This window comes from Scytonema sp. HK-05 (genome assembly GCF_963872035.1).
Lineage (GTDB): Bacteria > Cyanobacteriota > Cyanobacteriia > Cyanobacteriales > Nostocaceae > Kalymmatonema.
In genome coordinates this window covers 60,331-75,322 of record NZ_CAWMYC010000104.1, presented here as the reverse complement: position 1 = coordinate 75,322, position 14,992 = coordinate 60,331, and the positions used below count along the sequence as shown (strand labels likewise).

The 14,992-nt window shown below is 42.1% G+C and carries 13 protein-coding genes; 10 read left to right on the top strand and 3 right to left on the bottom strand.

Annotated elements, in window-relative coordinates; all coding sequences use genetic code 11:
- The first annotated feature begins 92 nt into the window (after positions 1-92).
- A complete protein-coding gene (locus AACT52_RS19225) occupies positions 93-1,406 on the top strand; it encodes an ABC transporter substrate-binding protein (protein ID WP_073632900.1) in 1,314 nt (437 codons plus the stop codon).
- Positions 1,399-2,133 (top strand): class I SAM-dependent methyltransferase, encoded by a 735-nt coding sequence (locus AACT52_RS19220; protein ID WP_073632899.1) that lies wholly within the window; start codon positions 1,399-1,401, stop codon positions 2,131-2,133. The genes AACT52_RS19225 and AACT52_RS19220 overlap by 8 nt, the downstream gene beginning before the upstream one ends.
- Before the next feature lie 61 nt (positions 2,134-2,194).
- Here the strand turns inward: AACT52_RS19220 and AACT52_RS19215 are convergent, their stop codons facing one another.
- On the bottom strand, positions 2,195-3,496 hold the full coding sequence (locus tag AACT52_RS19215) for a ScyD/ScyE family protein (protein WP_073632898.1): 1,302 nt from the start codon (positions 3,494-3,496) through the stop codon (positions 2,195-2,197).
- A 312-nt stretch (positions 3,497-3,808) separates the two neighbouring features.
- On the bottom strand, positions 3,809-5,014 hold the full coding sequence (locus AACT52_RS19210) for a ScyD/ScyE family protein (protein ID WP_073632897.1): 1,206 nt from the start codon (positions 5,012-5,014) through the stop codon (positions 3,809-3,811).
- 779 nt (positions 5,015-5,793) lie between these two features.
- Between AACT52_RS19210 and AACT52_RS19205 the strand changes: the two genes are divergently transcribed.
- The 8 genes from AACT52_RS19205 (at position 5,794) to petJ (ending at position 12,641) form a co-directional block, all read left to right on the top strand.
- Positions 5,794-6,630, top strand: a complete 837-nt coding sequence (locus tag AACT52_RS19205) for a carbohydrate ABC transporter permease (protein WP_443216659.1) — start codon at positions 5,794-5,796, stop codon at positions 6,628-6,630.
- Positions 6,631-6,788: 158 nt separating this feature from the next.
- Positions 6,789-7,439 carry a Uma2 family endonuclease gene (locus AACT52_RS19200; RefSeq protein WP_073632896.1) on the top strand — a complete coding sequence of 217 codons (651 nt, stop codon included), beginning with the start codon at positions 6,789-6,791 and terminating at the stop codon, positions 7,437-7,439.
- Between the two features lie 101 nt (positions 7,440-7,540).
- Entirely contained in the window at positions 7,541-8,374 is an 834-nt protein-coding gene (locus tag AACT52_RS19195; RefSeq protein ID WP_073632895.1) for a carbohydrate ABC transporter permease, read from the top strand.
- A gap of 185 nt (positions 8,375-8,559) precedes the next feature.
- Positions 8,560-9,768, top strand: coding sequence for an FAD-dependent monooxygenase (locus tag AACT52_RS19190; protein WP_073632894.1), 1,209 nt, complete (start codon positions 8,560-8,562; stop codon positions 9,766-9,768).
- Positions 9,769-10,032: 264 nt separating this feature from the next.
- Complete coding sequence (locus AACT52_RS19185; protein WP_069351288.1) at positions 10,033-10,248, top strand: hypothetical protein; 216 nt, start codon at positions 10,033-10,035, stop codon at positions 10,246-10,248.
- A 124-nt stretch (positions 10,249-10,372) separates the two neighbouring features.
- Complete coding sequence (gene psbV / locus AACT52_RS19180) at positions 10,373-10,864, top strand: photosystem II cytochrome c-550 (protein ID WP_073632893.1); 492 nt, start codon at positions 10,373-10,375, stop codon at positions 10,862-10,864.
- A 631-nt stretch (positions 10,865-11,495) separates the two neighbouring features.
- On the top strand, positions 11,496-11,924 hold the full coding sequence (petE, locus tag AACT52_RS19175; protein WP_073632892.1) for a plastocyanin: 429 nt from the start codon (positions 11,496-11,498) through the stop codon (positions 11,922-11,924).
- Between the two features lie 363 nt (positions 11,925-12,287).
- Positions 12,288-12,641 (top strand): cytochrome c6 PetJ, encoded by a 354-nt coding sequence (gene petJ, locus AACT52_RS19170; protein WP_073632891.1) that lies wholly within the window; start codon positions 12,288-12,290, stop codon positions 12,639-12,641.
- A gap of 438 nt (positions 12,642-13,079) precedes the next feature.
- On the opposite strand, the gene AACT52_RS19165 is transcribed toward petJ, so the two are convergent.
- The gene (locus AACT52_RS19165) at positions 13,080-14,930 is read right to left on the bottom strand and encodes a hypothetical protein (protein WP_073632889.1); all 1,851 of its coding nucleotides are present in this window, start codon (positions 14,928-14,930) and stop codon (positions 13,080-13,082) included.
- Positions 14,931-14,992 lie beyond the last annotated feature (62 nt).

Genomic DNA, 14,992 nt, shown 5'->3' with positions numbered 1-14,992 from the left:
TGCATTTCTCAACAAAAATTTAGATAACAAAGAAATTTCATCCTAAGCTACAAAAACAGTATGTAAAGTGACAGAATTTTTATCTAGCCGTGATGCGAACTAAATTGTTGAAATTTTTGGGACTGTTAGTAGCGATCGCCCTCTCGGTGATTGCTTGTCACAACCTACCCAATCCTAGCGTCTCACCACCAACTCCTGTAATCATCAAACTTGGTGGTTGGATAGCTAGCCCAGCAGAGCAAAAACTCTTGAAACAGGTATTACAAGACTTTGAAGCACAGCACCCAGGTATCAAAGTCAGACATGAGGTCATCAACGACCAATACATGGATGTCATTAAAACCCGTTTAGTTGGTGAAGCTGCACCGGATGTCTTCTATTTAGATGTTTTTGAGGCTCCTTTCTTCATGAGCCAGAATGTTTTAGAACCACTCGATGCATATATTACCTCCGAATTTGACCTAGCTGATTTTGAGCAAAGGCTACTCAATAGCTTCAAGTACGGTAATCATATTTATGGTCTGCCCAAGGACTATTCCACACTTGCTCTGTTTTACAACAAAAAAGCTTTTGCTGCTGTAGGGTTAACCACACCTCCAAAAACTTGGGAGGAATTACGCACCTACTCACAGAAGTTGACCGTAGACCATAACCGAGATGGCAGAATTGACCAATATGGCTTCGGGGAAATCCCTGAATTAGCGCGTCAAGCTTACAAAATCAAAGCTTTTGGTGGGCAACTTGTAGACCAGAATGGTTATGCAGCCTTTGCCAGTGATGCCGGATTGCAAGGATTACAGTTGGCGGTAGATCAGTATCAAAAAGACCGTTCCTCCGCTCAAAAATCTGATGTTGGAACAAACTCAGGCAGCGAAATGTTTGGTCAAGGTAAAGTCGCAATGGTGATTGAGGGCAATTGGGCAATTCCCTACCTAACGGAAACCTTTCCCAATCTGGAGTTTGCAACCGCAGAATTACCTAGCATTAATAATAAGAAAGGCACTATGGTATTCACTGTCGCCTACGTGATGAACAAACAAACCCAACACAAAGCCGAAGCCTGGAAGCTGATTTCTTATCTTACAGGTAAAGAAGGTATGACAAAGTGGACGAAAACAGGGTTTGCTTTGCCATCGCGTAAATCTGTGGCTCAGAAATTAGGTTATGACCAAGATTCCCTACGGGCTGCACTTGTGGCAGGGGTAGATTATGCTATGCCTTGGCAAGCAGGTGAGTATCCAGCGGCGATTATAAACAATTTTGACAACCAGTTTGTCAGTGCCTTGCTGGGACAGCAACCACTACGACAGGCAATGCAGCAAGCGCAGGATGAGGCAAATGAACTGATAAAGGCGATCGCCTCTGGCGGGCACTTTGTGCCATCGCTATGGAGTAAATATGAGTGAGTGGTACAAACAAGACCTCGCGTTTATTCATGATGTCGGTTTCGGTGATTGGGCGCTCAAATCTGCTTCGGGCATTTTGGAAATCCTAAACCGTAGTCAAATACCGGAAGGTCTAATAGTAGAATTGGGGTGCGGAAGCGGATTATCGGCTCAAGAATTTACAAAGGCTCATTACAAAGTTCTGGGAATCGATATCTCACAGTCAATGATTGAAATTGCACGAACAAGAGTACCAGATGCCGAGTTTCGGGTCGAATCGCTGTTCAAAGTTGAGATTCCGCCATGCAATGCTGTCATTTCTCTGAGTGAATGTCTCAACTACCTGTTTGATCCAGACAACAATAGCCAAACGCTTGTTCAACTCTTCTACCGCATCTATAACGCGTTAACTCCTGGAGGTGTCTTCATCTTCGATATTGCAGAACCGGGACAAGTGACACCAGGAAGCCCAAGCAAGAACTTTACCGAAGGAGAGGACTGGGTAGTACTCGTTGACAAAGAAGAAAATCCAGAGAGCAAAATACTAACTCGTCGAATCATCACCTTTCGCAAGGTGGGTGAACATTACAGACGAGATGACGAAGTCCACCGTCAGCAGTTATACAAAGCGGCAGATGTGACAGCAAAGCTTCGTCAAGTAGGCTTTGAGGTTGAAACAACCCAGAGTTATGGTCAATTCCATCTACCCAAGGCTCATATAGCATTCATTGCATACAAACCAGCTTGAGGGACTAGTTGGTCTATGTAGAGACGTTGCATGCAACGTCTCTACAACGCATGCAACGTCTCTACAACCCGCTTGCTACAGTTTTGCGCTTACGCTTGTGCAAAGTTCTCAGCCCTAAAGCACCAAACGCGACTATACCTATTACAGCACTCGGTTCGGGAACTTTTGCTTTTGGATCAACCCGCAAAACTTGCCCAACTCCCGGGCGATCGCCTTTATTTGCCACATATACAGCACCATCAGGACCAACTGTCAAGGCTGTGGCAGACTCCAAACCATTCCCACTGAGCAGAGTTGTACGAGTCCCATCAGGGGCGATTTGGATAAGAGATGCATCTGCAACACCTGACCACTGAGGTGCATTGGAATATTGTACGGTATACAAATTGCCTTGGGCATCGAATTCTAAATCAGAGAGTTGCGTAAAGCCATCAGCGTAGACTGTGACTTCACCATCAGATCCAACTCGAAAGATCCGCGCTTCACCTACTGGGAAAGGAAAACCAGTGTATTCGCTGACGTACAAAGCACCATCAGGACCAAATGCGGCACCTGTAGGGACTGATTGAATTTCCACTTCCTCCGGTATTTGGTCAGGTGGTGGCGCGTCAGGAGGTAGCACCTGTCCAGGTCCAGGAGTTGGGAAGACAGGATTCGTTATCTTTTGCTTGGGAAGCACAGTAAAAGTCTTCAAATTACTGCCATCAAGTCCCACAGTTAAAATGTCATTGGCAGCTGCATCCACTACATAAGCAGTATTACCCTTAATTGCAAGAGCATAGGGGTTACTAGCTATTTCACCACTCGTGTCAAGTACAGCCTCCCCATCAGCATTATTAGCCAATTCATATCTTGCAAAATCACCAAGACTTGTCAACGAACCGGTGTTGAAATCGACTTTGTAGAGCTGTCCCCAACTTGGGGAATTTTCTGGAAAATCCCGGATGGTGGGATTACCACCGTATCCAATCAGAAGATAAGGATTTCCTGCTGCATCAAATTGTATGTCCTGAGGACCTTCACCTGTAGCACCAACAGGTCTTAATGCGACAGACGGTAGCCCTGTCAGTATACGTTCTTGCTTACCGTCCTTAACTCTTGTCACCGCACCACTGGTACCAACACATGAATCAAGACCCTCCAAACTAGGTCCTGGAATGCATCGCCCATCTCCTCCTACACCTGACTCTGTGATGTAGAGACTACCATCAGGACCAAAGTTCAGACCTCGTACATTATCAAGACCGTCAGCAACGACACTAAACGATGCAGCTGTTGCTGGTTTCGTTCCAAAAACAGCAGCAAAACAAAAAGTAAAAGCTGCAAAGCTAAAAGCTGATTTAGAAAGTAGAGATAAACGCATACGGCAATCAGGCGTCAGAATTATAGGTCGCTTTTTAACTGACTGAAAAAAACATCTACCGTAAGGATGGCAATGCGTACCAACCTCATACAGAGGCTTATTGTTTGAATATGAAAATTGTGTTTAGAAACTCTGTATTTTTAGTAACAGCGTATAGAATCCTGAAAGCCGAATGCAATGAATAATCTTTTGATAGGCTTGACATTTCTTTCAGTTTTGTTTTAGTCAAGCCTGGTTAAACTGCAACTGAATTGATACACAAGCAGTTATGTAATGCTCGTTGAGTGGGCATTGTCCATAGTTTACCTACATCTATCTGCGTTTGCGCGCTAAAAGCGAACCTACTCCTAAAGCACCAAACCCTAGTATGCCCAATGCAGAACTTGATTCAGGAACTTTTGCTTTTGGATCTATCCTCAGAACTTGTCCAACTTTAGGGCGATCGCCTTTACTGGAAACATAAACTGCACCATCAGGACCTATAGTCAGAGCAGTAGCCGACTCTAATCCATTACCACTAAGGAGAGTTCTACGAGTTCCATCAGGAGCTATTTGGATCAATGAACCATCGAAATTCCCCTTATAAAATGCCTCATTGGCAAATTGTAAGGCATACAAATTGCCTTCAGTATCGAAAGCCAAGTCAGTGAGTTGCGTAAAGCCATCAGCATAAACTGTTGCTTTACCATCTTCTCTAACACGAAAGATATTTGCTTTACCTTCTGGGATAGGAACACCTGTTAATTGGCTGATATATAAAGCCTTATCCGGACCAATTGCGACACCTGTGGGTACTGCTTGATATTTAATCTCTTGCGTGGGAGTAGTTATGGTTTGATCGGGAAACTCAACAAGCGTCTTTAAATTACTACCATCAAGGTTTACACTTAAAACCTCGTTCCTATTTGCATTTGCAATATAAGCAGTATCACCCTCAATTGTAAAAGAGTAAGGATTGCTACCTACAGCACCATTAGGTAAAAGCACAGTCGGATCTTTGGCGAATTCATAGCTGGAAATATCCGCAATACTTGTCAACGCACCGGTGTTAAAGTCAACCTTATATAGCTCTCCAAAATTCGGAGAATTTAAGGGTGTATTGTTGTAATTTACACCACTAGAAAGACCAATGAGAAGGTAAGCATTTCCAGCTGCATCAAATTGGATGTCATTAGCGCCAATTCCCTGACCGCCAGTGGGTGATATTGCCCAAGACGGCAAATTTGTAATCACACGTTCTTGCTTACCGTCCTTAATTCTTGTTACAGCACCACTTATACCAACACAAGCTTGCCGATCTGGCATAGTAAATGATGTACTGCAAAACTGATCTCCCCCTACACCCGCTTCAGTGATGTAGAGACTACCATCAGGACCAAAGCTAAGACCCCTGACGTTATCAAGACCGTCGGCAATTACACTAACCATCGTAGCAGCAGCTGGTTTTGTTTCAGAAATAACAGCAAAACAAAAAGTAAGAGCTGCAAAGCTAAAAGCTGATTTCTTCAGAAAAGACATAAATAATTATAAATCAAGAATACGTTGATTCTTGATTCGATAAATTGTGCATTTGTGCAAAAGGCTATAAAATATCACTACTCAATTACAATGAGAAATCTTTTGATGAGCTTGATATTTCTTTAGCTATTATTTTTATTTAGATTTGTTTAAATTTATCAAGACTAATACATTTATATGCCTATTAGTTAGAGTGCTTTTTCTCAACAAACTTTTACTTTTCAAGAAAAATAAGAATATTTCCTATTTTTGGTTAATAATTATTTCTACCAATTTAATGTGAAGCTGCACTAAATAAATAACCTCCATTCTTGGCGCTCTTGGCGTCTTAGCGGTTCGTTTTTTAATATTATATGCATCTTCATAAAGAATTGGTATTAGTTAGTTTTTATAAAAATAAAAATAGATATAAAGGATAACTATCTATTTGTTAAATAATACTATATTTGTGTTTAAACTTATTAATAATGAAACAAAATAAATAATTGTTCAATATTAGACAAGTAGGATTGTAGGAGCACAGCATTGCTATGCCCCTACCCGTAATCTACGCAACACCAGAACCGCTAGAAATTGAAAAATACTAGCTTGAAAACCTGCTCTATAGTTTGGTAATCAATACATTCCTCTCACGAGTTACGATAAATAATCATGCAGCAGCGATCGCTACAGCTATGTTGGTGCAGGATAAGTTCGGAGGTGCATTTGTGATTGAAACTAGAAGGCGACGGAGAAACGCCAAGTCAAACATAACAGAAGACTTGGCTGGGTATCTGTTTATGACGCCAACCATATTGGTGTTAGGTACGTTTGTAGTGCTACCCATTCTCTGGGCTGTTTTTCTTTCCTTCCACAAAGTTCAACTTCTTGGCAGTATTAAGTACGAATTTATTGGCTTTCGCAACTTCACGCGACTAGTTGAAGATGAACGGGTTTGGATTGCTTTACGAAATACAGCACAATACGTTGCAATTGTGGTGCCAAGCCAAACAGTTCTAGCTTTAATTCTGGCTGTGACGTTAAATTCTGGCATTCGCGGGAAAAACTGGTGGCGTATCCTTTACTTTTTGCCGACAGTCACCTCTTCAGCCGTCCTGACGCTGATTTTCATGTGGATTTACAACACCAATGGGTTGCTGAATGATTTTCTCGCTTTTGTAGGGCTACCTACTTACAACTGGTTGGGAGATCCAGCAGTTGCGCTTAAAGGCATCATGCTCATGAATATTTGGTCAACTGCACCGTTTTATATGGTGATTTACCTAGCGGCGTTACAGGACATTCCTCGTTCACTCTACGAAGCAGCAGAGTTGGATGGGGCAAATGGTTGGCAACAGTTTGTCCATATTACTATTCCCATGCTCAGACCTGTGACCTTTTTTGTGATAACGATGGGAGTGATTGGTACATTTCAGCTATTTGACCAATCTTACATTTTTTCTAACGGCACTGGCGGACCAAACAACGCCACTCTAACCGTAGTTTTACTGATATACCAAGCTGTATTTCGTAACTTGCAGATGGGTTATGCGGCGGCGATCGCCTTTTTGCTGGCAGCAGTTATTATTGTTGTCACTGTGGTTCAACGCCGATTTTTTGGAGGCGAAAAAATTTAATACAAACTTCTTACTCCCTTCCCGCCAGAAGAATACCTATTTTTTAACCGCAGAGGCGCAGAGGACACAGAGACAGGAGTAAATCACTATAGGCTATAGGTAATCTTAGACCACCGAAGAGAGTAGCTTAAAGCTGTTTATTTTTAATGGAGTCAAAAATGTTATTAGAACTGAAGCGATTAGAAGTCCCACCAGGACAGAAAGTACTGTTAAGAGATGTGAGTTGGCAAGAATTTGAAGCCATTCTAGAAGAATTAGGAGAACATCGTGCCGCCAGGGTAGCCTATGAAAATGGAATGCTGGAAATTATGACACCATTACCTGAGCATGAAATTAATAAAGTCTTTATTAGTAACTTTGTAGAAATTCTCCTTGAAGAACTAGATATTGAATTTTTGCCTTTAGGTTCTACAACTTTTAAAAATCAATTAATGAACAAAGGCATCGAACCTGACAACTGTTTTTATATCCAAAATGAAGCAGTCGTTCGAGGCAGAGACAGACTCGACTTAACAGTAGACCCGCCCCCAGATTTAGCGCTAGAAATTGATGTATCTTCCCGTACTCACCCTAGTATCTATGAAGCATTAGCAGTACCCGAATTGTGGCGCTTTGAAAAAAGCAAATTACAAATTAATGTTTTGCAAAACGGTAAATATATTGAGTCTACGTCTAGCCCAACCTTCCCTAATTTTCCCCTCCAGCAAGTCATTCCTGAATATCTCCAGCAGTGCAAAACTGTGGGTAGAAACAAGACCATGAGAGCTTTTCGAGCTTGGGTGAGAGAAATTATGAGCAAAAATATTTAAGGTGTGTTTATGTTGTTGAACACCCTAACTCATCAGTTCTTATCCTTTGAAACTGGGTGATGCTAAGGAGAAACATAACCCTGGACAAACACATCACAAAAATGAAGACACGTCTATTTTTAAGTTGGAAGGCGCTGCTATACATTCTGCTGACATTATATGCAGTTATCACCTTCATTCCCTTTTTGTGGGCGCTTTCAGCATCATTTAAACCACTTTCTGAAATTGTCAGCGGAGAACCTAATTTCTTCCCCAAAAACTTTACTCTCGACAACTACAAACAAATTTTTTTCCAAGAACCGCTGTTTCTCCGCTGGCTGTTCAACAGTGTATTTATTGCCATTAGCGTTACTTTATTAAACTTGTTGTTCAATTCAATGGCAGGTTATGCCTTGGCAAGGCTGCGCTTTAGAGGTAAGCGCTTCTGGTTCTTTCTCATTTTGGCAGTATTGGCAGTACCTGCACAAATAACGCTCATTCCCACATTTTTAATTTTGAAAGCTTTAGGCTGGCTAAATTCTTATCAAGGAATGATTGTCCCTAGCATGGTCAATGCTACTTTCATTTTCATGATGCGGCAGTTTTTCGTAAATTTCCCCAAGGAATTAGAAGAAGCTGCTCAATTGGATGGATTAAATACTTGGGGCATTTTCCGACATATTGTTTTACCTTTAGCAAAACCGGCATTAGCAGCACAGGCAGTTTTTGTATTTATGGGGAGTTGGAATAATTTCTTACTACCTATAGTTATTCTGTTTGACCCAGAAATGTTTACTCTTCCTTTAGGATTGAATACTTTTAAAGGTCAATTTATTAGTTATTGGAACTATATTATGGCGGGTTCAATGGTGTTTACTTTGCCAGCCTTGGCTATTTACGCATTTTTTAATCGGTATTTTATTGAAAGTGTGACGTTTACAGGAGGGAAGGGTTAAGCTATGGAAGATTTATAGCGCTTTTCAAATATTAAACCACAAATCGTAGGGTGGGCATTGCTCATAAAGATGATTTATCTGTGTGCATCTGTGTAGCCTACGGCACGGCTTACGCCTACATCTGTGGTTTTTTTTCATAAACATTAACGAGTGCAGTCTTGTTTAATAAATACAGGGGGAATGTTATGACACAGATTTTAATTACGGGTGCAGGTCCGACTGGTGCAGCACTTGCCTTACTTCTTGTAAAACGCGGTATTGCAGTGACATTGATTGAGGCGGCGAAGGATTTTCATCGAGTGTTTCGCGGCGAAGCGTTAATGCCGAGTGGGTTGGATGCACTTGAGCAAATGGGATTATCCGCGATACTGGAACGTATTCCTCATCGACAGTTCGATGCATGGGAGTTCATTTTTGATGGAAAGCAGTTGTTTCGAGTTGAAGAGCCAATGGGTGCACCTCAACCCTGTACACTGGTGTCGCAACCGCCGTTACTTGAGGCAATGATTAAGGAAGCTCAAGCTTACCCTGGATTTGAATTTATACAAGGTGTTGTTGTAAAAGATTTATTGTGGATCAATAATCGAGTTGCAGGTGTGAAACTGGGCGATGGACGCGAAATTTCCGCTCAACTTGTGATTGGTACAGACGGCCGGAGTTCGGTTGTACGACAACGGGCAGGGTTACAATTGCTGCCTCAGCCAAATAATGTGGATGTTCTCTGGTTCAAACTTGCTGCCAGTCCGAGGTTTGCTGCAGACAATGTATTTTGTTCCATCGTTAATGATGGTCATGTATTTAGCATCTTTCATGGGGCAGAGGAAGGGAAATTACATCTCGCTTGGGCAGTATTTGCAGATGACACAGACGACAAAACCGACTGGAAGCAAGCGAACTGGGCAGAAATTTTTGCATCGCTATCCCCCTCATGGATGGCACAGCATTTCCGTAGCCATGCAGACACCATCGAAACTCCCATTAAGCTATCAGTTGTGGTTGGTCGTTGTCCATGCTGGCACGCGCCAGGAGTGTTGCTTCTAGGTGATGCTGCACACCCAATGTCTCCCGTCCGCGCCCAAGGAATTAATGTCGCATTGCGTGATGTGATTGTCGCCGCTAATCATCTTGTACCCCTGTTTCATACAGGCACTGCACACGAAGAGATTGACGCAGCACTAGCGCGTATTCAAGCAGAACGTGAACCAGAAATTATCCGCATTCAGCAACTCCAAATGGAAGAAGCCGCACAAGGCGAACAACTGCGAAAAAATGCACTGATGCGTTGGCTGTTGATTCAACTTGCTCCTTTACTTCGTAAAATAATTCAGCAGTCTTGGTTGAAGCGACAGTATGAAATGCGCCAGGGTATAACGCAGGTACAGTTGAGTGTTTAAACGTTTAGTGCAAGCGTCTAAGGTTTAGATTCCCGACTTCTTGAAGAAGTTGGGAATCTTGTTGTTCAGTTAAGCAAAAAGGTATGTCAGGGTCTAAATGTGTAAAAACGTTCAAAAGTCAACATGAAAAAAACAATTTTTAATGTGTAATTTTACATTTTGAATTGATTTCCCTCTATTCCCCGACACCGTTACTTTAGGGAACAAATTGCACTCCTGACGTGATATTGGTATTACAGCAGCTCAATCTCTACCTGAAGCGTTATGGGTTTTGCGGATCTGTCAATTGCTGAGATAGCGGCTGACTACAGTGTTTCTGTGGAAAAGGTGCTGTCTATATGTGACAAACTCTTAATTGCCTATAAAAATCCTCAGACCCGTTTGGCTTTGGAGGATGCAAAGGCAATTATTTCCCAAATTGTGTCTGAAACACACCCAGAAGATACTAGTAACTCAGTTGGAGAAACCGAAGTTACCTAAGAGGTGTCTAACACTCTAGTTAATGGATAATGACAAAGAATAATTAGCCATTAGCTATGAGTACGAATGAGATTGAGCATCGTTATCTTAGCTGTGTTGAGCGTCAAAATTGTTAAGGGGAAAAATGTTTAGAAGATTGTTTGGCATTTTTGCGGTTACTGTTTTGCTGACGTTTCAATTTATAGTCGGTAGCGCAACTGCAGTGGAACTGGATGAAGCTACCCGCACGGTACCATTAGATGAAAATGGTGAAACCGTTGTCCTTAGCCTCAAACAAGTTAAGGAAGGCAAACGCTTATTTAACTACGCTTGCGCCCAGTGTCATGCTGGGGGTGTCACCAAGACAAACCAAAACGTAGGACTCGAGCCAGAAGCACTCGCCGGGGCGACACCAAACCGTAACAACATTGAAGGATTAGTGGACTACCTCAAAAACCCCACTACATACGACGGGGTAGAGGAGATTGCCGAATTACATCCCAGCACCAAGAGTGCAGATATTTTCACAGAAATGAGAAATCTCACCGATGATGACTTGGAGGCGATCGCCGGTCATATTCTCCTGCAACCGAAGATTATCGGTCAAAAATGGGGTGGCGGTAAAATTTACTACTAAAGTCGATTTGATGGTTTAGTCATTGGTCACTAGTCATTAGTCACTAGTCATTAGTCACTAGTCATTAGAGCTTTTAAATAGCCACTAAAGACTAGTAGCTAGAGACTAGTGACTACTCACTTCCTGGTACAAGATTACGTATCCATTCCTTGGCGCGTTCTTGGCTATCTTTGACAACACCCTAAAGTGTTAATCCGGAAGATAATTTTCATCCATTGGTTGCTTTTATGCCGCAACCCATGACGTATGATAGAAGTGAAGAAATTTTTATTTGTCGTCAGGTAACTCGTTTGTTTGTTACCCCGAACAGGATGTGGAAAGCTTAGCTGCTTTTGTTCTGACAGCAGCGCCAAAGCCTCCTGGTTGCACAACTCAAGATTTTTGAAAAGTCATTAAGTACCGCTTAAGTAAGAAGAGAAATCTATTTTCTTACTGGTTATCTTTTTGTCTATTCAGCAATATACATTTTTCTGTATCCGAGTCAAGTAGTGATTGCTGATTACACTCAATTTAATTATCTATGGCTCGCCATTGTTAAAAAAAAAATTGCATCTACGACATATTGTCATATTTAGGCTAAATTTTATTTAAAATGAATAAGGGAAAGAAAACCTGCTGTTAGGAGAACGCTATGAAATTAGTTGGGTCAAGTTTACGGCGCTTGGGTTTAGGATTGTTAACAATGTTTTTAGTTGTTAGCAGCTTTGCAGTTTTCAGCCCCAGTGCAGCGGCTGAGACATATACTGTAAAAATGGGTAGTGATAAAGGAGCGCTGGCGTTTCAACCAAATAAGTTGACAATTCATCCAGGCGACACAATTGAATGGGTGAACAACAAAGTTCCTCCCCACAACGTTGTATTTGATGGCGCTAAAAACCCCACAAAGAGCGCCGATTTTGCTAAATCTCTGTCTCATAAGCAGTTGCTGATGAGTCCTGGTCAAAAAACGACAACCACTTTCCCAGCAGACGCAGCCCCAGGTGAGTACAGCTTCTACTGCGAACCTCATCGTGGTGCTGGCATGATTGGTAAAGTCGTTGTTGAGTCTACTGAAAGCTAGAGATTTCGGTTCACACCAGCTGAATTTTCTCAGCTAAGCACGCGAAATATGCTCCAATGTCACATCCCCGAATCTGAGGATAGTGAATACAAGGAGTGATCGGTGGTGACAAGTTGTATCCTCTTCTGTAGATGTTAGTCCCAACGCAGGAGGATAAACTCGTCACCGCTAATTTTGAGAAAATATGGATCTCAATAAAGAAATTGTCGCGTTAGCTACAGTTCGTTTGAAGCATCATAAGGTAATAGCATTTGGGATGGCAACTGTATAAAAGAGTAGTTCTTTTAGGGCTTCTGGCAGCCTTACAATAGTTACTGAAGACAGTGTTTTAAGTGGCTGCAGGCTAGTTGTAAGGAGAACCCCTTGAGAATAGTTTTATCTGTCGTTTTCTTGGCGATCGCCCTGTTCCAATTTACATTTCTTGATTTAGCATTTGCAGCCGAAGTATCTAATGGTGCCAAAATCTTTAACGCTAACTGCGCTTCTTGTCACATAGGTGGTGGTAACATCCTCATTGCTGAAAAAACTTTGAAAAAGGAAGCTTTATCAAAGTACCTGGAAGATTATGATGCAGACTCGATTCAAGCGATTATCTACCAGGTGCAAAATGGTAAAAATGCTATGCCCTCATACAAGAGTAAGTTAAACGAACAGGAGATTCTAGAAGTCGCTGCTTACGTTTTCCAAAAAGCGGAACAAGGCTGGCAAGATAGCTAAAAAATTTGCCAAGAGAAAAAGAAAACCCTCTGGAACCCCAGAGGGTTTTTTTTCTTGGCAAGCAAGTCAAAGAATTTTATATTCAGCTATTCCTTTGTAGTAAACACTTACTACAAAAACATTCTCAATTGCTCATGCAACTGTTTTATAAACCAATGCAGTTGGTGATAAGACCAAAACCGTTATCAGATGGCAATGTAGAGACGTTGCATGCAACGTCTTTACACATGTTGAATTGTTACCAACAATTTTTAACTGAACCGTATTATTTTATAAACAAAGAATTCAGGAGTGAAAAGTCAGAATCCAGCTTGGCGATTTTGTACGACTGGTGAACCAGTACTGCGGGAGGGTTACCCTCCCGCAGGTAAGTAGTGTTGGCGCAGCCTCTACGGGAAATGTATTCTGACTTCTGTCTTCTGACTTCTGTATTCTGTTTTATTTTTCTTGATTGCTGCCCTGTCTTTTGTCTCTGATTTGACGTAACTGTTGTAGTAATTTTTTACTTGTTTCAATAGAAGCAGAAGGCTGATTGCTACTGACTTCTGCTTTTGAAGTTTGTTCTTCTTTAGTTGGCGATTGCGACGTACTTTGTCTGACAACCACCTGTTGGCGTGATGTTTGTTGTTCTTTATCGCTTTGTGAAGAAGACGTCGTCTGTCTAATAACCACCTGTTGGCGTGATGTTTGTTGTTCTCGATCAGGTTGCGGCGCAGACGCAGTCTGATTGCTTTGGGATAGTCGTTGATTGACTGACGATGAAGCAGAAGGCTGAGTTAGGTTGACTTTTTGTGCAGATGGTAATGAATTGACCTCCACTGGACGTAAACCCCGAGTTAGGTTGACTTTTTGTGGTTCTTTGGATGCTTGAGAATTGACCTCAACTGGACGCGAACCTTGACTCAGGTTGACTTTTTGTGGTTCTTTGGATGCTTGAGAATTGACCTCAACTGGACGCAAACCTTGAGTCAGGTTGACTTTTTGTGGTTCTTTGGATGCTTGAGAATTGCCCTGACCTGAGCGTAAACGTAGAATCAGGCTTTGTTGTGGTTTAGTTATTGATTGTGTTTGATTGACTCGAGATAAGGTTGATTCTGGTGCAGGAGTTTTAGAAATATTGCTGCTATTAGGCTTGAACGAAATGTTAAATGGGTAAAACTTGTGCTTGCCATTTGCCTGAGCAGGATTGTTTTGGAAATATTCCCTGAAATATTCCCTAACTTCTGTTTTAAGCTCAGATGGAACGGAGTTATTCTCAAAGTTTATAGATTCAACTTTACCTTCACCATTGACAACTAAATCACCTTGAACGTTGCCTTCTTGCCCCGTTTTAGGATTGACTATCGCAGCTACGGGTTGTTTTGATTCTAGGTTAGGATATTGGTTTTTAGCTTCAGTGAAACGCTCCACAAAAGTTTTAGGTTTCGACGCCAACTGCTCAGTTGTAACTGAAGGTGACTGAGGCACGAGTGATGGCAACTTAGGTGCTTGGAAATTGGAACCTTGCGGCAATTGGGGTAAGTTCTGCCCTCTTAAAGCTATGCTATTATCGCCAACTTGTGGAGGTTGGACAACAGGCGTTACGAGCTGCTGATTCTGAGCAACACCCGCAGGCTCAGTGGTTTGTTGAGCGACACCTTCAGCCGAAGATGCAACAGGCATCTGTTCAGGAGAAACAGGAGCATAGTTGTTAACCAGTTCCTGTTCCTGAGGTATGTTAGCTGCTTGTATCGGAGGCACATTGTAAGGAATTCTGGAAGACTCCAAGGGCTTGGGTTCCCCTAATTTTACCTTTTCTACATAAGGCGTAAACGGTTTGACTTTCGTACTTATTAAGGGTGGAGCAGGTTGCAAATCTCTCTTAGAAAGAATTGGCAAAGACTGACTTTTAGGCAAGGAAGCAATGGCTACGTTATTTGTTTTCGGAAGCGGGGGTAATATGAGATCGGTAGAAGACGGTGATGCTGGTATAGGCGGTAATGGTGGAATTGATTGATTAGCCAAGTTCATCGGCGGAACTTGTGGTAATACGGGTGTTGGGGGTTGTAAGGGTTGTAAAGATAGTTGTGGTGCGCCAGGTTGTGGCAGACGGCTTTTTTCAGCCTGACTTAATTCAACAAGTCCAACGCTGCTTTTTGATGATGGTTCTTGTTTGGGTTTGGAATCCATTGGCACCATTGGCAGGACGAACGCGATCGCACTGTGAATCCCAAGAGATGCTATGGCTGCTATTCCAGTAGGCTGGCTTAAGAATTCTGGTATATTTTTTAGAAGGGAGACGTAGGACATAGCTGTTTATCGTTCACTCGGCTCGGTTGCAGTTATCTAGTCATTTTATCTTTGAAATAAAT

Excerpts from the sequence above, each read along its gene's own strand:
- AACT52_RS19225 (WP_073632900.1), top strand. The coding sequence starts at position 93 with ATGCGAACTAAATTGTTGAAATTTTTGGGACTGTTAGTAGCGATCGCC.
- AACT52_RS19220 (WP_073632899.1), top strand. The coding sequence starts at position 1,399 with ATGAGTGAGTGGTACAAACAAGACCTCGCGTTTATTCATGATGTCGGT.
- AACT52_RS19215 (WP_073632898.1), bottom strand. The coding sequence starts at position 3,496 with ATGCGTTTATCTCTACTTTCTAAATCAGCTTTTAGCTTTGCAGCTTTT.
- AACT52_RS19210 (WP_073632897.1), bottom strand. The coding sequence starts at position 5,014 with ATGTCTTTTCTGAAGAAATCAGCTTTTAGCTTTGCAGCTCTTACTTTT.
- AACT52_RS19205 (WP_443216659.1), top strand. The coding sequence starts at position 5,794 with ATGACGCCAACCATATTGGTGTTAGGTACGTTTGTAGTGCTACCCATT.
- AACT52_RS19200 (WP_073632896.1), top strand. The coding sequence starts at position 6,789 with ATGTTATTAGAACTGAAGCGATTAGAAGTCCCACCAGGACAGAAAGTA.
- AACT52_RS19195 (WP_073632895.1), top strand. The coding sequence starts at position 7,541 with ATGAAGACACGTCTATTTTTAAGTTGGAAGGCGCTGCTATACATTCTG.
- AACT52_RS19190 (WP_073632894.1), top strand. The coding sequence starts at position 8,560 with ATGACACAGATTTTAATTACGGGTGCAGGTCCGACTGGTGCAGCACTT.
- AACT52_RS19185 (WP_069351288.1), top strand. The coding sequence starts at position 10,033 with ATGGGTTTTGCGGATCTGTCAATTGCTGAGATAGCGGCTGACTACAGT.
- psbV (WP_073632893.1), top strand. The coding sequence starts at position 10,373 with ATGTTTAGAAGATTGTTTGGCATTTTTGCGGTTACTGTTTTGCTGACG.
- petE (WP_073632892.1), top strand. The coding sequence starts at position 11,496 with ATGAAATTAGTTGGGTCAAGTTTACGGCGCTTGGGTTTAGGATTGTTA.
- AACT52_RS19165 (WP_073632889.1), bottom strand. The coding sequence starts at position 14,930 with ATGTCCTACGTCTCCCTTCTAAAAAATATACCAGAATTCTTAAGCCAG.